A 24870-nucleotide genomic window follows, 5' to 3' on the forward strand; every position below is an offset into this window, starting at 1 on the left:
CCCCTCTTTGGTCTTGCGACGTTATGCGGTATTAGCCACCGTTTCCAGTAGTTATCCCCCTCCATCAGGCAGTTTCCCAGACATTACTCACCCGTCCGCCACTCGTCAGCAAAGCAGCAAGCTGCTTTCTGTTACCGTTCGACTTGCATGTGTTAGGCCTGCCGCCAGCGTTCAATCTGAGCCATGATCAAACTCTTCAATTTAAGTTTGATGCTCGTGAATTAAACTTCGTAATGAATTACGTGTTCACTCAGAGACTTGGTATTCATTTTTCGTCCGGGGACGTTAAGAATCCGTATCTTCGAGTGCCCACACAGATTGTCTGATAAATTGTTAAAGAGCAGGTGCGACGCGGCTTTCAGCTCACCGTCGCGAGGTGGCGTATATTACGCTTTCCTCTTTTTGAGTCAAGCATTTATTTTTGCTTTCCTCACCGACTTCTTAACGAAGCCTTCCTGACCCGGCGGCCTGTATGCCGTTGTTCCGTGTCAGTGGTGGCGCATTATAGGGAGTTATTTGGGGCTGACAAGACCTAAATGCAAAAAAAAGCTCAATCGGTCACCTTTCAAACAACATTTGAACCAAAAGCTTATTTTCGCCTGGTTTTTAAACAAAAACGAGCCCGTCAGGGCCCGTTTTATTCAAATTTGTGACTTACTGCACTGCCACAATACGATCACCATTGGCTTCAAGGCGAATCACTTTGCCAGGAACCAATTCACCAGACAGGATTTGCTGCGCCAGTGGGTTTTCGATCTGCTGTTGAATAGCACGTTTCAACGGACGTGCTCCGTAGACCGGATCGTAACCGTTGGCGCTCAACAGTTTCAGCGCCTCGTCGGAGATATGGATTTCATAACCACGCTCTTCCAGACGTTTGTACAGACGCTGCAGCTGGATCTGAGCAATAGAAGCAATGTGTTGCTCACCTAACGGATGGAATACCACGACTTCATCAATACGGTTGATAAATTCCGGACGGAAGTTTTGGCTAACCACACCCAGCACCATCTCTTTCATCCGACCGTAATCCAGTTCGCCAAAACGCTCCTGAATGAGATCAGAACCGAGGTTAGAAGTCATAATGACGACCGTATTACGGAAGTCGACCGTTCTCCCTTGCCCGTCAGTCAAACGACCGTCGTCCAGCACCTGCAACAGGATGTTGAATACATCCGGATGCGCTTTCTCCACTTCATCCAACAAGATGACGGAATAAGGGCGACGGCGCACCGCTTCCGTCAAATAACCGCCTTCTTCATAACCGACATATCCCGGAGGCGCCCCGACCAGACGAGACACCGAGTGTTTCTCCATAAACTCAGACATGTCAATACGCACCATCGCGTCGTCGCTGTCGAACATAAAGTTAGCCAGCGCTTTACACAGTTCGGTTTTACCCACCCCCGTCGGCCCGAGGAACAGGAAGGAACCAATCGGACGGTTCGGATCGGACAGCCCCGCGCGGCTACGACGTATGGCGTTCGAGACCGCTTCAACGGCTTCATTCTGTCCGATCACGCGGCTGTGTAACTCTTGTTCCATACGCAACAGTTTTTCACGTTCGCCTTCCAGCATTCTGGCAACCGGAATACCGGTCCAGCGCGCCAGTACTTCGGCAATTTCCGCATCCGTCACTTTGTTACGTAACAGACGCATGGTTTTGCCTTCGGACTGGGTGGCTGCTTCCAACTGTTTTTCCAGCTCCGGAATTTTGCCGTACTGCAACTCGGACATCCGCGCCAGATCGCCAACACGACGCGCCTGCTCAATGGCGATCTTCGCCTGCTCCAGCTCCGCTTTAATGGTTTGTGTACCAGAAAGTGACGCTTTTTCCGCTTTCCACTCTTCTTCTAACTCAGAGTACTGACGCTCTTTATCGTCCAGTTCTTCATTCAGCATATCGAGGCGTTTTTTGCTCGCCTCGTCAGACTCTTTCATCAACGCCTGCTGTTCCAGTTTGAGCTGGATAATGCGGCGGTCGAGCCTGTCCAGCTCCTCCGGCTTAGAGTCAATCTGCATACGAATGCTGGATGCCGCTTCATCGATGAGGTCGATAGCTTTATCCGGCAACTGACGGTCGGCGATATAGCGGTGAGACAACGTTGCCGCCGCCACAATCGCCGGGTCAGTGATCTGCACATGGTGGTGCAGCTCGTAACGTTCTTTCAGGCCACGCAGAATCGCGATGGTGTCTTCAACGCTTGGCTCAGCCACAAACACTTTCTGGAAGCGACGTTCCAGCGCCGCATCTTTTTCGATGTACTGACGGTATTCATCCAGCGTGGTGGCGCCCACGCAGTGCAGCTCACCACGCGCCAGCGCCGGTTTCAGCATGTTCCCGGCATCCATTGCGCCATCAGCCTTACCAGCGCCGACCATCGTGTGCAGTTCGTCGATAAACAGAATGACGTTGCCTTCCTGTTTTGCAAGGTCGTTCAGCACGCCTTTCAGACGTTCTTCAAATTCGCCGCGATATTTTGCCCCGGCCACCAGCGCGCCCATATCCAGCGCCAGTACGCGGCGGCCTTTTAAGCCTTCAGGGACTTCACCATTAATAATGCGCTGCGCCAGTCCTTCAACAATTGCCGTCTTACCGACCCCTGGCTCACCGATTAACACCGGGTTGTTTTTAGTACGGCGTTGCAATACCTGAATGGTACGGCGAATTTCTTCATCACGACCAATTACCGGGTCAAGCTTGCCTTGTTCAGCCCGCTCGGTCAGATCGACAGTATATTTTTTCAAGGCCTGACGTTGGTCTTCAGCCCCTTGATCGTTCACGCTTTCACCTCCACGCATCTGTTCAATTGCCTGAGTGATATTGGCCGTGGTCGCACCGGCTGATTTCAGCAGATCGGTTAACGTGCCGCGAGACTCAAGCGCCGCCAGAACAAACAGCTCTGACGAAATAAAATTGTCCCCCCGTTTTTGCGCCAGCTTGTCGCAAAGGTTCAGTACGCGTACCAGATCCGAAGAAGGCTGTACGTCGCCGCCGGTGCCTTCCACCTGCGGTAAACGGCTCAGCGCCTGATCGATAGCGGTGCGCAACTGGCCAGCATTAATGCCGGCAGAGGTTAATAAAGGACGTATCGATCCCCCTTCCTGGTTCAGCAAGGCGCTCATTAAATGAAGAGGTTCGATGAATTGGTTGTCGTGCCCCAGCGCGAGCGACTGGGCATCGGCAAGAGCAAGCTGGAATTTATTAGTAAGACGATCCAGACGCATAACTCCTCCCATAACAGGTCAAAATTGCTACTGGAGATTAAATGAGGTCATCCCTCAATTATTCAAGGTGAATGACCGGAATTATGTGAAAAGAAAGTTACCCGTACCGGATCGTCTTGATTCTTTAGGTTATATCAGCCAAATAAAACTTGCCATACGACCTGTCGTCTTGTCGCGACGATAAGAGAAGAAAGTCTCACTTTCGCTAAAGGTGCAGCGATCCCCGCCATAGACATGTTCAACGCCGGTATTCGCCAGACGTTGGCGTGCAAGCTGATAAATATCCGCCAGAAATTTTTCCCCGCGCGGCAAAAATGCGCTATCGGCTTGCGCATCTTTTGCTAAAAATGCGTCACGTACTTCCGGCCCCACTTCAAACGCGGTCGGGCCGATCGCCGGGCCTAACCAGGCGATGATATTTTCTGGGTTGTCAGCAAAGCAGGCGACAGTTTCCTCCAGTACGCCTTCACATAATCCGCGCCAGCCCGCATGAGCCGCCGCCACTTCTGTTCCCTCACGGTTACAGAATAGCACAGGCAGACAATCTGCCGTCATTACCGCGCAGACGGTTCCTGGCGTATTGCTGTAAGACGCATCCGCACGTTTGGAGGCATACGGTTCCCCGGTAAGCCTCAACACATTTTTACCGTGAACCTGTTCAAGCCAGACAGGTTTCGAAGGCAGATTGCCCGCCGCAAACAGACGCTTGCGGTTCTCTTCAACATGCTCCGGGTTATCGTCGCAATGCGCGCCCAGATTCAGCGAGTCGTAAGGCGGTAAACTCACCCCGCCAATACGGGTAGAGCTACAGGCTGCGACGCCTTTCGGCAGCGGCCACTGCGGGACAATCAGTGCATTCATAACCAGTCCACATCATCTTTATGAGCTTCGAAATCGGCGCGCATCGCATCGATAAGGTCCACCATATCTTGTGGAATCGGCGCGTGCCACTCCATTTCGATACCCGATACAGGATGGTAGAGACGCAGCATCGTTGCATGAAGCGCCTGTCGGTCAAACTTACGCAGCGTGGAAATAAATTCTTCCGATGCGCCTTTCGGTGGACGTGGACGCCCGCCATATACCTGATCGCCCACCAACGGATGCGTAATATGCGCCATATGCACGCGGATCTGGTGCGTACGTCCGGTCTCCAGACGCAGCCTAAGGCGCGTGTGCACACGGAAATGTTCCATAATACGGTAATGAGTCACCGCCGGTTTGCCCATCGGATGCACCGACATATGCGTACGTTTGGTCGGGTGACGACTAATTGGCTCATTCACCGTTCCTCCCGCCGTCATATGTCCGATCGCGACAGCTTCATATTCGCGGGTGATCTCGCGCAACTGTAAAGACTCCACCAGGCGCGTTTGCGCCGGAACGGTTTTCGCCACCACCATCAGCCCCGTCGTGTCCTTATCCAGACGATGCACGATGCCCGCGCGCGGGACATCCGCAATCGGCGGATAATAATGTAGCAACGCGTTCAGTACCGTACCGTCCGGGTTACCGGCGCCAGGGTGTACCACCAAATCGCGTGGCTTGTTGATAACCAGAATATCGTCATCTTCATAAACAATATCTAACGGGATATCCTGCGCTTCAAAACGAATCTCTTCATCGATCTCCGCATCAATAGCCACCCGCTCGCCGCCTAACACTTTTTCTTTTGGTTTATCGCAAAGTTGACCATTGACCAACACGCGCTGATTCAAAATCCATTCTTTTATACGCGAACGTGAATAATCCGGGAACATTTCGGCCAAAGCTTGATCTAAGCGTTGACCGAGTTGGTTTTCGGAGACCGTTGCGGTGAGTTGTACTCGTTGTGCCATATACAGCTTCTTCGTTTAACGTTGGGTTTTACGGCTTTGCCGTTTAATATAGTGTGCTATTGTAGCTGGTCTTAACCGGGAGCAGGAACAGAGAATCTCCCGTAAAACATTTTGAGGAAAGTCAAAACGTCATGACGCGCATGAAATATCTGGTGGCAGCAGCCACGTTGAGCCTGTTTCTGGCGGGTTGCTCGGGTTCAAAGGAAGAGGTGCCCGATAATCCGCCGAATGAAATCTACGCGACTGCTCAGCAAAAGCTGCAGGACGGTAACTGGAAACAGGCAATAACGCAATTGGAAGCGTTAGATAATCGTTATCCATTCGGACCGTATTCTCAGCAGGTGCAGTTGGATCTTATCTACGCCTATTACAAAAACGCCGATCTGCCGCTAGCGCAGGCCACCATCGATCGTTTTATGCGTCTTAATCCAACGCACCCTAATATTGATTATGTCATGTACATGCGCGGCCTGACGAACATGGCGCTGGATGATAGCGCGCTGCAAGGTTTCTTTGGCGTCGATCGCAGCGATCGCGATCCGCAGCATGCGCGGGCGGCGTTCAATGACTTTTCGAAACTGGTACGCAACTATCCTAATAGCCAGTACACAACCGACGCCACTAAGCGTCTGGTATTCCTGAAAAACCGTCTGGCGAAATATGAATATTCCGTCGCAGAGTACTATACCGCGCGCGGCGCATGGGTTGCGGTGGTAAACCGGGTAGAAGGTATGCTACGCAATTATCCTGATACGCAGGCCACGCGCGATGCGTTGCCGCTGATGGAAAACGCCTATCGTCAGATGCAGCTAAATACGCAAGCTGACAAAGTAGCGAAAATTATTGCCGCTAACAGCAAAAACACCTGAAGCAATACAAACAAGCAAAACGGCAGCCTCCCGGCTGCCGTTTTTTTATTCGGTATCTGATGCAACAGAAATGATTTCACTGCAATACATCCAGTCAAATATGGCCTGCTTTCAGGCATTCCTCAAGTAAAAGATCGCTTCTTCCTGCGATGCCTCACAAAAAGTTCGCCTTGACAAAAAGTGACAAAATAATGTGATTTACATCACACATTTTGACATTAAGAACGGTATGCTGGAATCACCAAGACGGGAAAGACAAGAGGTAAAATTTATGACAATGAACATTACCAGTAAACAAATGGAAATTACTCCGGCAATCCGCCAACATGTCGCAGACCGTCTCGCCAAACTGGAAAAATGGCAAACTCACCTGATTAATCCCCATATCATTCTGTCCAAAGAGCCACAGGGCTTTATTGCTGACGCCACCATTAATACACCGAACGGACATCTGGTCGCCAGCGCAAAACACGAAGATATGTACACCGCTATTAATGAATTGATCAACAAGCTGGAACGGCAGCTCAATAAAGTGCAGCACAAAGGCGAAGCCCGTCGTGCCACCGCATCGGTGAAAGATGCCAGCTTCGTCGAAGCAGAAGAAGAGTAGTCCCTTACATTGAGTGTATCGCCAACGCGCCTTCGGGCGCGTTTTTTGTTGACAGGATTAAAACAGTACGGGTACTGTACTTACGTACACAAAGGAAACAGTTATGAAGCTAGCCCGGTTTTTCTTCGCATTCTTTTTTACCTTCCCCTGACCGGGAGGCGTTTCGTCATGTGATAAAGAATGCGAAGACGAACAAGAAGGCCTCCCCCCACCGGGAGGCCTTTTTTATTGATAACAAAAAAGGCAACACTATGACATCGGAAAACCCGTTACTGGCGCTGCGAGATAAAATCAGCGCTTTAGACGAAGAGTTACTGGCTCTACTGGCAAAACGACGCGCGCTGGCGATTGAAGTGGGACAAGCGAAGCTACTGTCACATCGTCCGGTTCGGGATATCGATCGTGAACGCGCGCTGCTGGACAGGCTCATCCATCTCGGTAAAGCTCACCATCTCGACGCACACTACATTACCCGTCTGTTCCAGCTTATCATTGAAGACTCCGTGCTTACTCAGCAGGCGCTGCTGCAACAACATCTGAATAATACTCACCCTCATTCGGCACGTATTGCGTTTCTTGGGCCGAAAGGCTCTTATTCTCATCTCGCGGCGCGCCAGTATGCCGCACGCCATTTTGAGCAATTTATTGAGAGCGGCTGCGCAAAATTCGCCGATATTTTTCATCAGGTCGAAACCGGCCAGGCCGATTACGCCGTGGTTCCGATAGAGAACACCAGCTCCGGCGCCATCAACGATGTGTACGACTTATTGCAACACACCAGTCTGTCGATTGTCGGTGAGATGACCGTAACTATCGATCACTGCGTACTGGTTTGCGGCAACACGGATCTGAATACCATCGAAACGGTGTACAGCCATCCGCAACCGTTCCAGCAGTGTAGTAAGTTTTTGAGCCGCTATCCGCACTGGAAAATCGACTATACCGAAAGTACGTCGGCAGCGATGGAAAAAGTCGCGCAGGCGAACTCTCCGCGCGTCGCGGCGCTCGGCAGCGAGGCAGGCGGCATGTTGCACGGTTTACAGGTGCTGGAACGCATCGCCGCAAACCAGACGCAGAATATCACCCGCTTTCTGGTACTGGCGCGCAAAGCCATCAACGTTTCCGATCAGGTTCCGGCAAAAACCACTCTGTTAATCGCCACCGGGCAGCAGGCTGGCGCGCTGGTTGAAGCGTTGCTGGTGCTGCGTAACCACAATCTCATCATGACGAAGCTGGAGTCGCGCCCAATTCACGGCAATCCGTGGGAAGAGATGTTTTATCTCGATATTCAGGCGAACCTGGAGTCGCAGGTAATGCAAAGCGCGCTAAAAGAGCTGGGCGAGATCACTCGCTCAATGAAAGTGCTTGGCTGCTATCCCAGCGAAAACGTCGTGCCGGTAGAACCTGCCTGACGTTCAATAAAGCGGCTTTTCTTCATCCCTGCGACGGTTACCTGCAGGGTGAAGATGGCGCCTGAGAGCGGATAATCCGCCACTTCCTGAGCAGACATATTTTCTCTGGTAGTCGTAATAAACAACGTTTTCATGTCTGCGCCGCCAAAGCAAACCATCGTCGGACAACGTACCGGCAACCGGTACTCTTCCAGTGGCTCTCCTTGCGGTGAGAAACGCGCCACGCGCCAGCCGTCAAACATCGCGCTCCAGTAGCACCCTTCGCTATCCATCGCCGCGCCGTCGGGAAGTCCTTCTCCTTCGCCAAAATGGCGAAAAAGTTCACGCTTACCCGGTTCGCCATGCTTATCAAGTAACGTGCGGTAAATCACGCCATTCGGCGTATCGGAGGTATACATCCACTGGTTATCCAGGCTGAACGCCAAGCCGTTGTGTCCCTGGATATCGCACTGGATCACTTTTGCCGTCAGATCATGATCGATCCGCATCAGCAACGCGCCATTATAGTCACCCGGCGCCCAGAACGTCCCGGCATAAAAACGCCCATCGCCATCGGTGCCGCCATCATTGAAACGCGCCAGTTTCACATTAGAGGGATTGTCGCAAACCTTACGCTGCAATAATCCATTTTTATCGGCCAGCCAGATAGCATGACGCATGGCCACAATAAATCCACCCTGCTCACGCAAGGCAAAACATCCCACCTCTTCCGGAAACGCCAGCACGCTATGCGCCCCACTCGCCGGATGGTAACGATGGATCTCCTGTTCCAGGATATCGGCCCAATACAGCGCGCTTTCATCTTCGCTCCATGTGGGGCATTCTGGTAAATGTCCGACATAATCAAATAAAACGTGCGGCGTAGTCATACGGTTCCTTAAACGAAAAAAGCCAGCAAAGCTGGCTTTCAGTATAGATGTCATCATTATTGTCGGCTGTCATTCGCCTGACGCAATAACACACGGCTTTCATTCTGAAAATGTCTGGCATAATCGCCAAACCAGTGTTCGACTTTGCGAAAACTGTCGATAAAAGCCTGCTTATCGCCCTGCTCCAGTAAACCGATCGCATCGCCAAAACGTTTATAGTAACGCTTGATAAGCGCCAGATTGCGCTCCGATGACATAATAATGTCAGCGTACAGTTGCGGGTCCTGGGCGAACAGACGCCCGACCATCGCCAGTTCTAGTCGATAAATCGGAGATGATAGCGCCAGAAGCTGCTCAAGCTGGACGTTCTCTTCCGCCAGATGCAGCCCATAAGCGAAGGTAGCAAAGTGGCGCAGCGCCTGGATAAAAGCCATGTTCTGATCGTGCTCGACAGCGCTAATTCGGTGCAACCGGGCGCCCCAAACCTGAATTTGCTCAAGGAACCACTGATACGCTTCCGGTTGGCGCCCATCACACCAGACCACCACCTGCTTCGCCAGGCTCCCGCTATCCGGACCAAACATCGGATGCAAGCCCAGTACAGGACCATCATGGGCCGCCAACATTGCCTGCAACGGGCCGCTTTTCACCGATGCCAGATCGACCAGAATACAGTCGGACGGCAGGCTCGGCAGTTGGGCTATGACCTGTTCAGTAACATGAATCGGCACGCTGACGATCACCATTCCGGCATCGGCGACAATCTCCCTGGCGCGCGGCCAGTCCTGCTGTTCCAGAATACGGACCTGATAGCCCGACAGCGTGAGCATTTTTTCGAACAGACGCCCCATCTGTCCGCCGCCGCCCACAATGACGACCGGACGCAGAGAAGGACAAAGCGTTTTGAACCCCTTATCATTTTCGCTGGAGTAAGATTCACGCATTACCCGGCGCAAGACATCTTCAATGAGATCGGGCGGAACACCGATCGCTTCTGCTTCCGCCCGTCGCGAAGCCAGCATAGAGGCCTCACGTTCCGGCACGTAAATAGGCAGGCCAAAACGGCTTTTCACCTCGCCGACTTCGGCAACCAGTTCCAGGCGCTTAGCCAGTAAATTCAGCAACGCTTTATCGACATCATCTATTTGATCGCGTAACGCGGTCAATTCAGCAACCATAACAACCTCTTATGCTACACGCACCGCCAGTTGGCCGCTCAAATCTTTATGAATCTCACGTAACAGGGCATCGGTCATCTCCCAGCTAATACAAGCATCGGTGACGGAAACGCCATACTTCATTTCGCTGCGCGGCTGTTCGGAAGACTGATTACCCTTATGAATATTACTTTCAATCATTAAGCCAATGATTGAACGATTGCCATCTTTAATCTGCGCAACTACAGATTCTGCCACGGCTGGCTGGCGGCGATAATCTTTATTGGAGTTACCATGACTGCAATCTACCATCAGCGAAGGACGTAGTCCCGCCTGTTCCATCTCTTTTTCACACTGAGCAACATCTGCCGGGCTATAATTTGGCGCTTTGCCACCACGCAGAATCACATGGCCATGCGGATTTCCCTGGGTTTGCAATAACGCTACCTGACCGGCCTGGTTAATGCCAACAAAACGATGGGGTTGCGCAGCGGCGCGCATGGCGTTAATTGCTGTCGCCAGACTGCCATCTGTGCCGTTTTTAAAGCCGACCGGCATAGAAAGACCAGACGCCATTTCGCGGTGGGTTTGCGATTCGGTTGTACGCGCGCCTATCGCCGACCAGCTAAACAGATCGCCCAGGTATTGCGGGCTGTTCGGATCCAACGCTTCGGTCGCCAATGGCAGCCCCATATTCACCAGTTCCACCAGTAGATGACGCGCTATTTTCAACCCGGCTTCCACATCAAATGAGCCATCCATATGAGGATCGTTAATCAGCCCTTTCCAGCCGACGGTAGTCCGCGGCTTTTCAAAATAGACGCGCATTACCAGATAGAGGCTATCGCTGACCTCTGCGGCAAGGGCTTTAAATCGACGGGCATATTCCAGAGCGGTTTCAGGATCGTGAATAGAACAAGGACCGCATACCACCAACAGACGCGGATCGCGCCCGGCAATAATGTCAGAAATGATTCCTCGGGACTGCGCTATCTGCGCTTCCTGCGCCAGGCTCAACGGAAAGGCCGCTTTAAGCTGCTCCGGCGTCATTAATACCTGTTCATCGGTGATACGTACGTTATTCAGCGCGTCTTTTTGCATGATGGCGATCCTGTCTTTTCTTGTTTGCGATAGTTGATCCTCCACGAGGATGTTTAAACCATACCACAAAAAGTAAAGATTTCAATCCATATTACGTAAAATAAACTTTACACTAAACGCAGGATCAGATTAAAACCCTTCATTTCGTATCAAAAAATTTACACTATAAGTAAATTATTTTATTCCCATCCTCGGAAAAGCGCTAAAATGAGCAATGCTCGCCATTTTTTGATTATTTTTTCTCCGCACGCATAATTTTACTTTCTGATATACGTTAATTAATACCGTTATCACAAAAATTTAATATTAGTGATATCACTTAAGACATTCATATTATCAATAAGAAATAATGATGATATGGCAAAATAATGTTATTTTGCTACAAATAATCATGGATGTATTTTAATGCTTTACGACTGAAGATGGTGGGGACTTGTTAATGCGTTTTTCTCACCTATTTATCTTTCTGTTATCGCTATTATTAGCAAGCTTGCCTCTGTATGCTCAACGCGTCACGGAAGAAGAGAAATCCGTACGCGCCATCGTCTCCGGTATCGTCAGTTATACACACTGGCCGACGTTATCCGGACCGCCAAGGCTATGCATATTTTCATCTTCGCGTTTTGTCAGGGTACTTAGCGAAGAGGCTGGCTGGGCTTTCCCTTATCAACCTCTTGTCATCCGTACAACACAAGAGGCCATGAGCGCCCGCTGTGACGGTTTTTACTTTGGCAATGAATCGCCATCTTATCAGGTAGAATTAACGCGTCATTATCCAGTTAACGCCTTGTTATTAATTACCGAACAAAATACCGAATGTATTATTGGCAGCGCATTTTGTCTGATCATTAACAATGATGAAGTCAAATTTTCCGTGAATCTGGACTCCCTCTCGCATAGCGGCGTGAGAGTGAATCCAGAAGTATTAATGCTTGCACGGAATCAAAAGCATGAATAAGGAATTTTCTCTGTCCAGACCAACATTTAAACGCACACTACGGCGGATTAGTATAATCAGCGTGCTGCTCACAATGACATTGATCTGGCTATTAATTTGCGTTGCATCTGTCCTTACGCTCAAACAGTATGCGCAAAAAAATCTCGATTTGACCGCCGCCACGATGACCCATAGCCTTGAAGCGGCGCTGGTATTTTCCGATGACGCGGCCGCGGCGGAAACGCTCGCCACTCTGGGACGTCAGGGACAATTTTCAGCAGCGGAGGTCCGCGATAAAAATGGCCGTATCATCGCCTCATGGCGCTATGATGCGCGAGCCGCAGACGATAAGCTCATCGGTTTAATTAGCCATTGGCTTTTCCCATTACCGGTATCGCAACCAGTCTGGCACAACGGTAGGGCCATCGGCGAAGTACGGTTTGTTGCCCGCGATAGCCTTATTGGCCATTTTATCTGGCTATCGCTGGCAGTGCTGACAGGATGTATTCTGCTGGCATCCGGTATTGCCCTGCTGCTCACGCGTTATTTGCATAATGGCGTTGTGGATGCGCTACAAAATATTACTGAAGTCGTACACGACGTTCGCACTAACCGAAATTTTTCACGCCGGGTACCTGATGAGCGTATCGAGGAATTTCACCTTTTTGCGCAGGATTTCAATAGTCTTCTGGATGAGATGGAAGAGTGGCAGCTACGGCTCCAGGCTAAAAATGCACAACTACTGCGTACCGCGCTGCACGATCCGCTGACAGGGCTTGCCAATCGTGCGGCATTTCGCAGCTGTATTAACGCGCTGATGAAGGATAATTACGCCCGTAGCAGTTCGGCATTGTTATTTCTGGATGGCGATAACTTTAAATATATTAACGATACCTGGGGACATGCGGCAGGCGACCGCGTACTTATTGAGGTTGCCAAAAGATTAGCGGAGTTCGGTGGTAACCGTTATCAGACTTACCGACTCGGCGGCGATGAATTTGCGATGGTGCTTTACGGTGTACATTCGGAGTATGAAGTACAACGTATTTGCGCGGCGCTATCCCAGGCGTTTAATCGACCTTTTGAACTACATAACGGCCTGCGGATAACGATGACCCTGAGTATTGGCTTCGCGCTGACATGGGAACATGCCACTGCCGAAAAACTACAAGAACTGGCCGATCGAAATATGTATCAGGCTAAACACCGGCGTACGGAACGCTCGCTAAACTAAGGAGCGAGCCAGAACATTTCTGACTCAACGTTGATATCACAGACCCAGCCTAATCATAAAATCTTCTATGAAGTGGAGTAACCTATAAAAAAAGGGGCCAGCATAATGCCAGCCCCTTGTTTTCTACAAGCTTTCGGATGTTGCGAAAGCGCGCTCTTAGTTAAGACGCTCTTTGATACGAGCCGCTTTACCAGTACGCTCACGCAGGTAGTACAGTTTAGCTTTACGAACAGCACCACGACGTTTAACAGCAATGCTGTCAACTACCGGAGAGTGAGTCTGGAAGACACGCTCAACGCCTTCGCCGTTGGAAATTTTACGAACAGTGAATGCAGAGTGCAGACCGCGGTTACGAATAGCGATAACCACGCCCTCGAATGCCTGCAGACGTTTCTTGGTACCTTCAACAACCCATACTTTCACTTCCACGGTATCGCCCGGACGGAAGGAAGGTACGTTCTGCTTCATCTGCTCTTGTTCAAGTTGCTTAATAATGTTGCTCATAATTTAATCTCTTATCCTGGGTAAACTGATATTCGGGGGCCTATGCCATCCCATCATGTTTATGCTGCTGTTGTGCGTGTTCTGTTTTGAACTCCGCCAGCAACCTTGCTTGCTCTTCAGTCAGAGCCAGGTTTTCCAGAAGTTCAGGTCTTCTAAGCCAGGTTCGGCCCAGCGACTGTTTCAAACGCCAGCGACGTATCTCGGCATGGTTTCCCGACAGCAATACCGACGGTACTTCCATCCCCTCTAACACTTCAGGGCGCGTATAGTGCGGACAATCCAGCAACCCATCAGCAAACGAATCTTCGATTGCTGATGCCTCATGCCCCAAAACCCCCGGAATAAACCGGGCAACGGAGTCAATCAGCGTCATTGCCGGCAGTTCGCCACCGCTGAGAACGTAATCGCCAATTGACCATTCCTCGTCAATTTCGGTCTGAATTACGCGCTCATCTACGCCTTCGTAGCGACCACACACCAGAATTAGCTTCTGATTCGTGGCCAGCTCGCTAACGCCCGCTTGATCAAGCTTGCGTCCCTGAGGCGACAGATAAATCACTTTAGCGCCTTCGCCAGCCGCGGCTTTTGCTGCGTGAATGGCGTCCCGCAAGGGTTGCACCATCATTAACATCCCCGGTCCGCCGCCGTAAGGACGGGAGTCCACGGTACGGTGCCGATCATGCGCGAAGTCGCGAGGACTCCAGCTTTGGACGTTCAGCAGGCCTTTTTTTACTGCCCGGCCAGTTACCCCGTAATCGGTAATTGCGCGGAACATTTCAGGAAACAGGCTAACTATGCCAATAAACACAAGCCAATCCCCATAACGCCATTTATTACCGTTTATCCGGTGGTTTAAAAACCAGGATCCCAGTCTACTTCGATAGTACGAGTAGCGAGATCGACTTTCTTGATAACCTGCCCATCGAGGAACGGTACAAGTCGTTCCTTGATACCAAATGCATCTTTCAGGTTCGCCTTAATGACGAGAACGTCATTCGACCCGGTCTCCATCATGTCGATGACTTTACCGAGATCGTAGCCTTCAGCGGTGACTACCTGGCAGCCCATCAGGTCTTTCCAGTAGTAGTCTCCCTCCTCAAGCGCAGGAAGTTGCGAGGAATCCACGACAATTTCGCAATTCGTCAGAAGATTCGCGGCATCTCGATCGTCAACGCCTTTCAGCTTGATGATCAGATCCTGATTGTGGTGCTTCCAGCTTTCCAGCTGTACCTGCTGCCACTGACCCGCCTTCTGGATAAACCAGGGCTGATAGTCAAAAATGCTTTCGGCGTCTTCAGTGGAGGAAAACACTCTGAGCCAACCACGAATACCGTATGAAGAACCCATTTTCCCCAGTACAACCGGTTCAGCGGGTACTTGTGCGGTGAGTTGCTTGCTCATCATGACCACCGTGACAGATTAGGCTGCTTTTTTTACTTCTTTGATCAGCGCCGCAACGCGATCGGAAATGGTTGCGCCCTGGCCAACCCAGTGAGCGATGCGATCCAGATCCAGGCGGGTGCCTTCTTCTTTTTCGCTAGCGATTGGGTTGAAGAAACCAACGCGCTCAATGAAGCGACCGTTGCGTGCATTACGGCTGTCGGTGACAACAACCTGGTAGAACGGACGCTTTTTAGCGCCGTGACGAGCTAAACGAATAGTTACCATAACATCCTCTTGTGTGAATAAAACAACCGGGCCCCATCGAGGAACGGAGCCCGGCGTCATATTAAAAGCCCGAAAATTTTACTGATTTCTGGGGAAAATGCAATCAGCATCTTGCTACTGAACACGAAACAAGGGATAGAAGGCGTATATCGGTGCAGCCAGTTTAGTTCCGGCGTGCGCGCAGAAAGCGGAGCGTACACGCAGTACGTGAGTATTTCGAGCACACCCCGGGACTAAAATGGCAAACAAGATAGCCTTATACCCTTGTTTTAGCGGCCACGCAGTACGTGAGGATGGCGAGCACACCCCGGTGCCGAAATAGCAAGTGAGCCAGGCCGGAAAAAAATTAGCGTCCAGGGAAGCCGGGCGGCATCATCCCCTTCATACCTCTCATCATCTTAGCCATCCCACCCTTCTTCATTTTCTTCATCATGCGCTGCATGTCGTCGAACTGTTTCAGAAGGCGGTTAACGTCCTGCACCTGCATCCCACAGCCCTGCGCGATACGACGCTTGCGGGAACCTTTGATGATTTCCGGCTTCGCGCGCTCTTTCAGCGTCATTGAGTTGATGATCGCCTCCATGCGCACTAACACCTTATCGTCCATCTGCGATTTGACGTTGTCCGGAATCTGGCCCATGCCCGGTAATTTGCCCATCAGACTGGCCATACCGCCCATGTTTTTCATCTGTTTGAGCTGTTCGAGGAAGTCGTTCAGGTCGAAACCGTCGCCTTTCTTCAGTTTGGTCGCCAGCTTTTCAGCCTGTGCGCGGTCAACTTTGCTTTCGATATCTTCGATAAGCGACAGCACGTCGCCCATGCCGAGAATACGCGAGGCGATACGATCCGGATGGAACGGCTCCAGCGCGTCGGTTTTCTCGCCCACGCCGAGGAATTTGATCGGCTTACCGGTGATATGACGAATAGATAACGCCGCGCCGCCGCGAGCGTCACCGTCAACTTTGGTCAGTACCACGCCGGTCAGCGGCAACGCTTCGTTAAACGCTTTAGCAGTATTCGCCGCATCCTGACCGGTCATCGCATCGACGACAAACAGGGTTTCTACCGGATTGATAGACGCATGAACCTGTTTGATTTCGTCCATCATCGCTTCGTCAACGTGCAGACGACCAGCGGTATCCACCAGCAGCACGTCGTAGAATTTCAGCTTCGCTTCTTTCAGCGCGGCGTTGACGATATCAACGGGTTTCTGGCCGACATCAGACGGGAAGAAATCCACGCCAACCTGCTCAGCCAGCGTTTCGAGCTGTTTGATCGCCGCCGGGCGATAGACGTCGGCAGAGACGACCAGCACTTTCTTCTTGTGCTTCTCGCGCAAGAATTTACCCAACTTACCGACGCTGGTGGTTTTACCCGCCCCCTGCAGACCCGCCATCAATACTACGGCTGGCGGCTGTGCGGCCAGATTCAGCGTCTGATTCTCTTCGCCCATCGCCGCAACCAGTTCGCTACGGACAATCTTGACGAACTCCTGCCCTGGGGTCAGGCTCTTGTTAACTTCATGACCAACCGCTTTCTCTTTTACGCGATTGATAAACTCACGCACTACCGGCAGCGCAACGTCAGCCTCCAGCAGCGCCATACGCACTTCGCGCAGCGTCTCTTTAACGTTGTCTTCAGTAAGGCGCCCACGGCCACTGATATTGCGCAGCGTGCGCGACAAACGATCGGTTAAATTATCAAACATTGTCTCTCGCCTGGGGTGGAAACGGTTGGTCGCCGCAGCGACACAGTTACAGAATTTCGCCACAGTATACCATGAAGCCGCCTTTGTTGTTATGCAACGGTTGGAGCTGCGGTCACGTAACGCTATACTGCTTTTCTTTCTCACTGGTCAACTGTCGACACAACTATGCCCGTTTTTGCTTTACTTGCCCTTGTCGCCTACTCCTTCAGCCTCGCGCTGATCGTTCCCGGACTGTTGCAAAAAAACAGCGGCTGGCGGCGTATGGCTATTCTTTCTGCGGTCATCGCGCTGGTGTGCCACGCTGTCGCGCTGGAATCGCGTATTCTGCCCGGCGGCGACAGTGGACAAAACCTGAGCCTGCTGAATGTCGGTTCGCTGGTCAGTCTGATGATCTGCACGGTGATGACCGTTGTCGCGTCGCGTAACCGCGGCTGGCTACTTCTGCCCATCGTCTATGCCTTTGCGCTGATTAACCTGGCCTTCGCTACGTTCATGCCTAATGAATATATTACGCATCTGGAAGCGACCCCAGGCATGATGGTGCACATCGGACTGTCGCTTTTCTCTTACGCAACGCTGATAATCGCCGCTCTGTATGCGCTACAACTGGCGTGGATCGACTATCAGTTGAAGAACAAAAAGCTGGCGTTTAGTAATGAAATGCCGCCATTGATGAGCATTGAGCGCAAAATGTTTCATATTACGCAGATTGGCGTCGTACTGCTGACCCTTACCCTGTGTACCGGCCTGTTTTACATGCATAACCTGTTCAGTATGGAAAATATCGATAAAGCTGTGCTCTCTATCGTGGCATGGTTTGTCTATATTGTTCTGCTGTGGGGGCATTACCATGAGGGCTGGCGGGGTCGGCGGGTCGTGTGGTTTAACGTCGCAGGCGCGGGTATTCTGACGCTGGCCTATTTTGGTAGCCGCATATTACAGCAATTTGTAAGCTAAGCTTTTAAAGGAGTTTCCCCTGGAACACATCTCCACCACCACGCTGATTATCATATTAATCATCATGGTGGTCATCTCGGCCTATTTTTCCGGTTCCGAAACTGGAATGATGACGCTAAACCGTTACCGTTTACGCCATATGGCGAAGCAAGGTAATCGCTCGGCAAAACGGGTAGAAAAATTATTGCGTAAACCCGACCGACTGATAAGCCTGGTGCTGATCGGCAATAACCTGGTCAACATTCTTGCCTCGGCGCTCGGCACGATTGTGGGCATGCGGCTTTACGGCGACGCCGGCGTGGCTATCGCCACCGGGGTACTGACGTTTGTCGTGTTAGTTTTTGCCGAAGTTCTGCCCAAAACTATCGCCGCGCTCTATCCGGAAAAAGTGGCCTATCCCAGCAGCTTCCTGCTGGCGCCGTTACAGATACTGATGATGCCGCTGGTGTGGTTACTTAACACCATCACCCGCCTGCTGATGCGTCTGATGGGCATTAAAACGGACATCGTGGTCAGCGGGTCGTTAAGCAAAGAGGAATTACGCACTATCGTGCATGAGTCCCGTTCGCAAATCTCTCGCCGCAATCAGGATATGCTGCTGTCGGTTCTCGACCTGGAAAAGGTCAGCGTGGATGACATCATGGTGCCGCGTAATGAAATTATCGGGATCGATATCAATGACGACTGGAAGTCTATCGAGCGGCAGCTTACCCACTCGCCGCACGGACGCATTGTGCTCTATCGCGATTCGCTGGATGACGCCATCAGTATGCTGCGCGTACGTGAAGCCTGGCGGTTAATGGCCGAGAAAAAAGAGTTCACTAAAGAGATGATGCTGCGCGCCGCCGATGAAATCTATTACGTCCCGGAAGGTACGCCGCTCAGTACGCAACTGATTAAATTTCAGCGCAATAAAAAGAAAGTCGGACTGGTCGTCAATGAATATGGCGATATCCAGGGGCTGGTCACCGTTGAAGATATTCTCGAGGAGATCGTTGGCGACTTCACCACATCGATGTCGCCGACACTGGCGGAAGAGGTCACGCCGCAAAACGACGGTTCGGTCATTATTGACGGTACCGCCAACGTCCGGGAAATCAATAAAGCGTTTAACTGGCACCTGCCGGAAGATGACGCGCGCACCGTCAACGGGGTGATTCTGGAGGCGCTGGAGGAAATTCCAGTTGCTGGCACGCGCGTGCGCATTGAGCAGTACGATATCGATATTCTCGACGTACAGGAAAATATGATTAAGCAGGTGAAGGTTGTACCGGTAAAACCGTTGCGGGAAAGCGTGGCGGAATAAACAGATAGCGATAGTAGGCCGGGTAAGGCGTTAACCGCTACCCGGCGCTACGAGAAGCAATTAGCCTTTGGCTTTCGCAACAGTTACCATCGCCGCGCGAATGGTACGGCCGTTCAGCGTATAGCCTTTCTGCATAATACCCAGCACATTGCCTGCCGGAATCTCTTCCGACTCCACCATCGCAATCGCCTGATGCACGTTCGGGTCCAGCGGCACGTTGGTTTCAGCAATCACTTCCACGCCGAACTTACGCACCACATCCAGCATAGACTTCAGCGTCAGCTCAATCCCTTCGACCATTGCCGCCATATCCGGATTGGCTTTGTCGGCGACTTCGAGCGCGCGATCCAGGCTATCGATTACCGGCAGCAATTCGTTGACGAACTTCTCCAGAGCGAATTTATGCGCTTTTTCGATATCCTGTTCGGTACGACGGCGCAGGTTTTCCATTTCCGCTTTGATACGCAACACAGTGTCGCGTTCGCGAGTCTGGGCTTCGGCAAGCTGAACTTCCAGATTCGCAATTTTTTCATCGCGCGGATCCACCTGCTCAGCAGAATCGTTTGGTTCAACTGCCTCAACCTCTTCGTGCTGATCCATGATAATTTCTTCCGGGGCTTGCCCCTCAGGCGTTTTCTGTTCTTTACTACTCATGAATTTCTCCGCGTTTTTTTTCGCATTCATCTCGCTAACTTCGCTTATTATGGGGATCAGATTCAGGGTTTCAAGGGAAGCACTCACATTGTCATCAATCTTCGCTACAAGGACCTCAGAAAAATGAATAATCATTTCAAGTGTATCGGCATTGTGGGGCATCCGCGTCATCCCACCGCACTCACGACACATGAAATGCTCTACCGCTGGCTATGCGCTCAGGGTTATGAGGTCATTGTGGAGCAACAAATCGCCCACGAATTACAGTTGAAAAATGTGCCAACCGGCACGCTGGCGGAAATTGGTCAACAGGCGGATCTGGCGGTAGTCGTGGGCGGCGACGGCAATATGCTTGGCGCAGCGCGTACGCTGGCGCGTTATGACATCAATGTGATTGGCATTAACCGCGGTAATCTTGGTTTTCTGACCGATCTCGATCCGGACAACGCCCTGCAACAGTTATCCGATGTGCTGGAAGGACGCTATATCTCCGAGAAACGTTTTCTGCTGGAAGCGCAGGTCTGTCAACAGGATTGCCAAAAGCGTATCAGCACCGCCATTAATGAAGTAGTACTGCATCCAGGAAAAGTGGCGCATATGATCGAGTTCGAGGTTTATATTGATGAAACCTTCGCTTTTTCGCAGCGATCTGATGGTCTGATCATCTCTACGCCGACCGGCTCCACCGCCTATTCGCTCTCCGCAGGCGGCCCTATTCTGACCCCTTCACTGGATGCGATCACCCTGGTGCCGATGTTCCCGCATACCCTGTCGGCGCGCCCGTTAGTCATTAACAGCAGTAGCACGATTCGTCTGCGTTTTTCGCATCGCCGTAGCGATCTGGAAATTAGCTGCGACAGCCAGATAGCGCTGCCTATTCAGGAAGGAGAAGATGTGCTGATTCGCCGCTGCGACTACCATCTCAACCTGATACATCCCAAAGATTATAGCTATTTCAATACATTAAGCACAAAGCTCGGCTGGTCAAAAAAATTATTCTAATTTTACGTCAGCCTCTTTACTGTATAAAAAACCAGTTTATACTGTATTTAATTACAGTTATGGTTTTTCATACAGGAAAACAGCTATGTTGGCGCAACTGACCATCAGCAATTTTGCTATCGTTCGTGAGCTTGAGATCGATTTTCAGAGCGGAATGACCGTCATCACCGGTGAAACCGGCGCGGGCAAATCTATTGCGATTGACGCCCTGGGCCTGTGTCTGGGCGGTCGCGCTGAGGCCGATATGGTCCGTACCGGAGCGACCCGCGCCGATTTGTGCGCCCGCTTTTCTCTGAAAGACACGCCTGCGGCATTGCGCTGGCTGGAAGAAAACCAGCTTGAAGAAGGGCGCGAATGCCTGCTTCGCCGCGTCATCAGCAGCGATGGTCGCTCACGGGGATTTATTAACGGCACCGCTGTGCCCCTGTCTCAATTGCGTGAGCTCGGTCAGTTGCTGATTCAAATTCATGGTCAACATGCGCACCAGCAGCTTACCAAACCCGAACAGCAAAAATCGCTGCTGGATAGCTATGCTAACGAATCCGCTTTAGCGCAGCAGATGGCCGCCCACTACCAATTATGGCATCAAAGCTGCCGCGATCTCGCCCATCACCAGCAACAAAGCCAGGAACGCGCCGCACGCGCGGAACTGCTGCAATATCAGTTAAAAGAGTTGAACGACTTTACCCCGCAGGCTGGCGAATTCGAGCAAATTGACGAAGAGTACAAACGGCTGGCTAACAGCGGGCAGTTGCTTACGACCAGCCAGAACGCTCTGGCGCTACTCGCGGACGGCGAAGACGTTAACCTGCAAAGCCAGTTATATAGCGCAAAACAACTGGTCAGCGAGCTGGTGGGTATGGACAGCAAGCTTTCCGGCATCCTGGATATGCTGGAAGAGGCCACTATCCAACTCACCGAAGCCAGCGATGAATTGCGCCACTATTGCGAGCGTCTGGATTTAGACCCTAATCGCCTGTTTGAGCTTGAACAGCGCATCGCTAAACAAATTTCGCTGGCGCGAAAACATCACGTCAGCCCGGAAGCGCTGCCGCAGCTTTATCAGTCACTGCTCGAAGAACAGCAGCAGCTCGACGATCAGGCCGATTCGCTGGAAACTCTGACGCTGGCGGTCAATAAGCATCACCAACAGGCGCTGGAAACGGCGCAAGCGCTGCATCAACAACGCCTGCTTTACGCCCAGGAACTGGGGCAGTTGATCACTGAAAGTATGCATTTACTTTCGATGCCGCACGGTCTGTTTACTATCGATGTGAAGTTTGATGAGCATCATCTGAGCAACGACGGCGCCGATCGCGTGGAGTTTAAAGTGACTACAAACCCAGGTCAGCCGCTACAACCTATTGCTAAAGTAGCATCTGGCGGTGAACTGTCGCGCATTGCGCTGGCTATTCAGGTGATTACCGCGCGCAAAATGGAAACGCCGGCGCTGATTTTTGACGAAGTCGATGTTGGCATCAGCGGCCCAACCGCCGCCGTGGTCGGTAAGCTCCTGCGTCAGCTTGGCGAATCCACCCAGGTGATGTGCGTCACTCACCTGCCACAGGTCGCCGGGTGCGGTCACCAGCACTTCTTTGTGAGTAAAGAAACGGACGGGGCAATGACCGAAACACATATGCAGCCTTTAGATAAACGTGCGCGTTTACAGGAACTGGCCCGCCTGTTGGGAGGAAGTGAAGTTACGCGTAATACGCTGGCAAACGCAAAAGAACTGCTGGCAGCGTAAACTTTTTTATCTCCCGAAGGTCTGAGTTCACAACAAAAACGCCGTAAGACCCGACAGCAAAAGGTTTTAAAGTGATGAAAGGTCTATTATCATCGGCATATTACATATGAGCCACGTACTGCTCAGGCCCGAAAAGGAACCCAATCACTATGCGCTGTAAAACGCTGACTGCTGCCGCAGCAGTACTCCTGATGTTGACCGCAGGCTGTTCCACTCTGGAGCGAGTGGTTTACCGACCTGACATCAATCAGGGGAACTATCTTACACCTACGGATGTTGCCAAAGTGCGTGTTGGTATGACGCAACAACAGGTGGCGTATGCTTTAGGCACGCCGATGATGTCCGATCCTTTTGGTACGAACACCTGGTTTTATGTTTTCCGCCAGCAGCCAGGACATGAGAACGTGACGCAGCAGACTCTGACGCTCACCTTTAACAGCAGCAGCGTGTTAACGAATATTGATAACAAACCGGCGTTGACGAAGTAATCTTGTGATATCGCCTGATGACGTTACGTTCATCAGGCCTGCAAAACTCTTCCCCGCCATTCGGTACGAGTTTGCCTGATGGCGCTACGCTTATCTGGCTTACAGACACACCTGCGCTTCAGGCCAGGTACGGCTTTCACACCGTTATCCGACAAAAGAGGCTAATTATCTGCCAGCCGATTTTTCGGCGCGCTGGCGGCGTAATGCCTTTGGATCTGCGATTAAGGGACGGTAAATTTCAACCCGATCGCCATCCTGCACCGTATCGGTGAGTTTTACCGGGCGACTGTAGATACCCACTTTATTTTTCGCCAGATCGATATCCGTGCGCAATTCCAGCAAGCCGGAAGCGCGAATCGCCTCTTCGACCGTCGCACCCTCTTCCAGCATTACGCGCTGCAAATACTGCTTTTCCGGCAGCGCATAAGCCACTTCAACTATAAGTTTATCCGGCACGGTAAACCTCTTTGGCACGGACCGTAAAAGCCTGCACCATGTTGGACGCTAACTCTTTGAATACACGACCAAACGCCAGCTCAATGAGTTTATTAGTAAACTCAAAATCAAGCTGAAACTCAATACGGCACGCCTCGGGGCTGAGCGGGGTAAATTTCCAGCCGCCGATCAACTTCTTAAAGGGACCATCAACCAGATGCATCAGAATGCTCTGGTTACGCGTTAGCTGATTACGCGTCGTAAACGTTTTGCTGATACCCGCCTTCGATACGTCAACAGCCGCCGTCATCTGTGCTGGCGATGATTCCAGGACACGACTGCCAACACACCCAGGCAAAAACTGGGGATACGATTGAACGTCATTCACTAACTGATACATCTGTTCCGCACTGTAGGGGACTAAAGCAGTCCGACTAATCTGAGGCATAGCAATTCCCATCAACATAAATCGTGTAAATAATACCACTTATCAGCGAGTAAAAAAAATGCTGTCCCCAACCGTCATGCCTTAATTGTGCGTGCATAGCCCAACTCATGCTAAGATAGATTTTTGCACCTCGTCAGGACGCAATGGGGTGTTTTCGATATCAGATTACCTATGAATTCACGACACTTATGACGAAGAAAAAAGCACATAAACCGGGCTCAGCCACCATCGCGCTGAATAAGCGCGCCCGGCACGAATACTTTATCGAAGAAGAGTTCGAGGCTGGTCTCGCCCTGCAAGGCTGGGAAGTAAAATCTCTGCGCGCAGGAAAAGCGAATATCGGCGACAGCTACGTTATCCTCAAAGATGGCGAGGCCTGGCTGTTTGGCGCAAACTTTACGCCGATGGCGGTGGCCTCTACACATGTCGTATGCGACCCAACCCGAACCCGCAAACTGTTGTTAAATCAGCGTGAGCTGGATTCGCTGTATGGCCGTATTAATCGTGAAGGTTATACTGTCGTCGCGCTTTCTCTGTACTGGAAAAATGCCTGGTGCAAAGTGAAGATCGGCGTGGCGAAAGGTAAAAAACAGCATGATAAACGTTCCGACCTTAAAGAACGTGAGTGGCAACTGGATAAAGCACGCATTATGAAAAATGCAGGCCGATAATAGACATTTTTTGTGACCAGCCTCTCA

Annotated in this window: 26 protein-coding genes, 1 rRNA gene and 1 other annotated feature; of the genes, 12 read left to right on the forward strand and 15 right to left on the reverse strand. The window is 51.3% G+C overall.

Annotated features, from left to right (window positions below; genetic code table 11):
- The 4 genes from F4V72_RS00005 to rluD all read right to left on the reverse strand — a co-directional run.
- Window positions 1-203: ribosomal RNA gene (locus tag F4V72_RS00005) — 16S ribosomal RNA — on the reverse strand; the annotation flags it as partial.
- A 451-nt stretch (window positions 204-654) separates the two neighbouring features.
- Window positions 655-3228, reverse strand: a complete 2574-nt coding sequence (gene clpB / locus F4V72_RS00010; RefSeq protein ID WP_023246168.1) for an ATP-dependent chaperone ClpB — start codon at window positions 3226-3228, stop codon at window positions 655-657.
- Between the two features lie 129 nt (window positions 3229-3357).
- Window positions 3358-4089 (reverse strand): purine nucleoside phosphorylase YfiH, encoded by a 732-nt coding sequence (gene yfiH, locus F4V72_RS00015; protein ID WP_053529745.1) that lies wholly within the window; start codon window positions 4087-4089, stop codon window positions 3358-3360.
- Entirely contained in the window at window positions 4086-5066 is a 981-nt protein-coding gene (rluD, locus tag F4V72_RS00020; protein ID WP_023246170.1) for a 23S rRNA pseudouridine(1911/1915/1917) synthase RluD, read from the reverse strand. Before rluD ends, yfiH begins: the two co-directional genes overlap by 4 nt.
- Before the next feature lie 131 nt (window positions 5067-5197).
- On the opposite strand from rluD, the gene bamD reads away from it, so the two are divergent.
- The 4 genes from bamD (at window position 5198) to pheA (ending at window position 7957) form a co-directional block, all read left to right on the forward strand.
- Window positions 5198-5935 (forward strand): outer membrane protein assembly factor BamD, encoded by a 738-nt coding sequence (bamD, locus tag F4V72_RS00025; RefSeq protein WP_136058130.1) that lies wholly within the window; start codon window positions 5198-5200, stop codon window positions 5933-5935.
- Window positions 5936-6206: 271 nt separating this feature from the next.
- The gene (gene raiA / locus F4V72_RS00030; protein WP_000178449.1) at window positions 6207-6545 is read left to right on the forward strand and encodes a ribosome-associated translation inhibitor RaiA; all 339 of its coding nucleotides are present in this window, start codon (window positions 6207-6209) and stop codon (window positions 6543-6545) included.
- Window positions 6546-6647: 102 nt separating this feature from the next.
- Window positions 6648-6774, forward strand: a sequence feature (Phe leader region).
- A complete protein-coding gene (gene pheL / locus F4V72_RS00035) occupies window positions 6649-6696 on the forward strand; it encodes a pheA operon leader peptide PheL (RefSeq protein ID WP_102025861.1) in 48 nt (15 codons plus the stop codon). Its footprint overlaps the feature before it by 48 nt.
- Window positions 6775-6796: 22 nt before the next feature.
- Window positions 6797-7957, forward strand: coding sequence for a bifunctional chorismate mutase/prephenate dehydratase (pheA, locus tag F4V72_RS00040; protein WP_136058129.1), 1161 nt, complete (start codon window positions 6797-6799; stop codon window positions 7955-7957).
- Here the strand turns inward: pheA and F4V72_RS00045 are convergent.
- The 3 genes from F4V72_RS00045 to aroF are packed head-to-tail and all read right to left on the reverse strand — an operon-like array spanning window position 7918 to window position 11084.
- Window positions 7918-8826, reverse strand: coding sequence for an SMP-30/gluconolactonase/LRE family protein (locus tag F4V72_RS00045; RefSeq protein ID WP_136058128.1), 909 nt, complete (start codon window positions 8824-8826; stop codon window positions 7918-7920). The two genes, pheA and F4V72_RS00045, sit on opposite strands and share 40 nt — an antisense overlap.
- Window positions 8827-8882: 56 nt before the next feature.
- Window positions 8883-10004 carry a bifunctional chorismate mutase/prephenate dehydrogenase gene (tyrA, locus tag F4V72_RS00050; RefSeq protein WP_079814106.1) on the reverse strand — a complete coding sequence of 374 codons (1122 nt, stop codon included), beginning with the start codon at window positions 10002-10004 and terminating at the stop codon, window positions 8883-8885.
- A gap of 9 nt (window positions 10005-10013) precedes the next feature.
- Window positions 10014-11084 carry a 3-deoxy-7-phosphoheptulonate synthase AroF gene (gene aroF / locus F4V72_RS00055; protein ID WP_136058127.1) on the reverse strand — a complete coding sequence of 357 codons (1071 nt, stop codon included), beginning with the start codon at window positions 11082-11084 and terminating at the stop codon, window positions 10014-10016.
- 439 nt (window positions 11085-11523) lie between these two features.
- Here aroF and F4V72_RS00060 point away from each other — a divergent pair, with 439 nt between their 5' ends.
- Entirely contained in the window at window positions 11524-12042 is a 519-nt protein-coding gene (locus F4V72_RS00060) for a YfiR family protein (protein WP_053508962.1), read from the forward strand.
- Window positions 12035-13255: a diguanylate cyclase DgcN gene (gene dgcN / locus F4V72_RS00065; protein WP_079836881.1), complete on the forward strand. Its 1221-nt coding sequence runs from the start codon at window positions 12035-12037 to the stop codon at window positions 13253-13255. Before F4V72_RS00060 ends, dgcN begins: the two co-directional genes overlap by 8 nt.
- A 156-nt stretch (window positions 13256-13411) precedes the next feature.
- Here the strand turns inward: dgcN and rplS are convergent, their stop codons facing one another.
- The 5 genes from rplS to ffh form a co-directional block, all read right to left on the reverse strand.
- Window positions 13412-13759, reverse strand: coding sequence for a 50S ribosomal protein L19 (gene rplS, locus F4V72_RS00070; RefSeq protein ID WP_000065257.1), 348 nt, complete (start codon window positions 13757-13759; stop codon window positions 13412-13414).
- Between the two features lie 40 nt (window positions 13760-13799).
- Entirely contained in the window at window positions 13800-14567 is a 768-nt protein-coding gene (gene trmD, locus F4V72_RS00075; RefSeq protein ID WP_023246178.1) for a tRNA (guanosine(37)-N1)-methyltransferase TrmD, read from the reverse strand.
- Window positions 14568-14611: 44 nt separating this feature from the next.
- A complete protein-coding gene (gene rimM / locus F4V72_RS00080; protein ID WP_023246179.1) occupies window positions 14612-15160 on the reverse strand; it encodes a ribosome maturation factor RimM in 549 nt (182 codons plus the stop codon).
- Between the two features lie 18 nt (window positions 15161-15178).
- Window positions 15179-15427 (reverse strand): 30S ribosomal protein S16, encoded by a 249-nt coding sequence (gene rpsP / locus F4V72_RS00085; protein ID WP_000256453.1) that lies wholly within the window; start codon window positions 15425-15427, stop codon window positions 15179-15181.
- Between the two features lie 346 nt (window positions 15428-15773).
- Complete coding sequence (ffh, locus tag F4V72_RS00090; RefSeq protein ID WP_000460056.1) at window positions 15774-17135, reverse strand: signal recognition particle protein; 1362 nt, start codon at window positions 17133-17135, stop codon at window positions 15774-15776.
- Between the two features lie 165 nt (window positions 17136-17300).
- On the opposite strand from ffh, the gene F4V72_RS00100 reads away from it, so the two are divergent.
- Both F4V72_RS00100 and F4V72_RS00105 read left to right on the forward strand, forming a co-directional pair.
- Window positions 17301-18092 (forward strand): cytochrome C assembly family protein, encoded by a 792-nt coding sequence (locus F4V72_RS00100; RefSeq protein ID WP_001664422.1) that lies wholly within the window; start codon window positions 17301-17303, stop codon window positions 18090-18092.
- A gap of 19 nt (window positions 18093-18111) precedes the next feature.
- The gene (locus tag F4V72_RS00105) at window positions 18112-19398 is read left to right on the forward strand and encodes an HlyC/CorC family transporter (protein ID WP_127172650.1); all 1287 of its coding nucleotides are present in this window, start codon (window positions 18112-18114) and stop codon (window positions 19396-19398) included.
- A 60-nt stretch (window positions 19399-19458) separates the two neighbouring features.
- On the opposite strand, the gene grpE is transcribed toward F4V72_RS00105, so the two are convergent.
- A complete protein-coding gene (gene grpE, locus F4V72_RS00110; RefSeq protein ID WP_023180624.1) occupies window positions 19459-20052 on the reverse strand; it encodes a nucleotide exchange factor GrpE in 594 nt (197 codons plus the stop codon).
- Window positions 20053-20175: 123 nt separating this feature from the next.
- Between grpE and nadK the strand changes: the two genes are divergently transcribed.
- The 3 genes from nadK to bamE all read left to right on the forward strand — a co-directional run bounded on the left by nadK (window position 20176) and on the right by bamE (window position 23289).
- Window positions 20176-21054, forward strand: coding sequence for an NAD(+) kinase (gene nadK, locus F4V72_RS00115; protein WP_053508969.1), 879 nt, complete (start codon window positions 20176-20178; stop codon window positions 21052-21054).
- A gap of 85 nt (window positions 21055-21139) precedes the next feature.
- Window positions 21140-22801, forward strand: a complete 1662-nt coding sequence (gene recN, locus F4V72_RS00120; RefSeq protein WP_053508971.1) for a DNA repair protein RecN — start codon at window positions 21140-21142, stop codon at window positions 22799-22801.
- Window positions 22802-22950: 149 nt separating this feature from the next.
- Window positions 22951-23289, forward strand: a complete 339-nt coding sequence (bamE, locus tag F4V72_RS00125) for an outer membrane protein assembly factor BamE (protein ID WP_136058126.1) — start codon at window positions 22951-22953, stop codon at window positions 23287-23289.
- Window positions 23290-23454: 165 nt separating this feature from the next.
- Here bamE and F4V72_RS00130 read toward each other — a convergent pair whose 3' ends face one another.
- Together F4V72_RS00130 and F4V72_RS00135 are read right to left on the reverse strand one after the other, a co-directional pair.
- A complete protein-coding gene (locus F4V72_RS00130) occupies window positions 23455-23745 on the reverse strand; it encodes an RnfH family protein (protein ID WP_053508972.1) in 291 nt (96 codons plus the stop codon).
- Window positions 23735-24172 (reverse strand): type II toxin-antitoxin system RatA family toxin, encoded by a 438-nt coding sequence (locus F4V72_RS00135; RefSeq protein WP_001543334.1) that lies wholly within the window; start codon window positions 24170-24172, stop codon window positions 23735-23737. Before F4V72_RS00135 ends, F4V72_RS00130 begins: the two co-directional genes overlap by 11 nt.
- Window positions 24173-24360: 188 nt before the next feature.
- On the opposite strand from F4V72_RS00135, the gene smpB reads away from it, so the two are divergent.
- The gene (smpB, locus tag F4V72_RS00140; protein ID WP_001518569.1) at window positions 24361-24843 is read left to right on the forward strand and encodes an SsrA-binding protein SmpB; all 483 of its coding nucleotides are present in this window, start codon (window positions 24361-24363) and stop codon (window positions 24841-24843) included.
- Window positions 24844-24870: the final 27 nt, after the last annotated feature.

Source organism: Salmonella enterica subsp. diarizonae, from assembly GCF_008692785.1.
Taxonomy (GTDB): domain Bacteria; phylum Pseudomonadota; class Gammaproteobacteria; order Enterobacterales; family Enterobacteriaceae; genus Salmonella; species Salmonella diarizonae.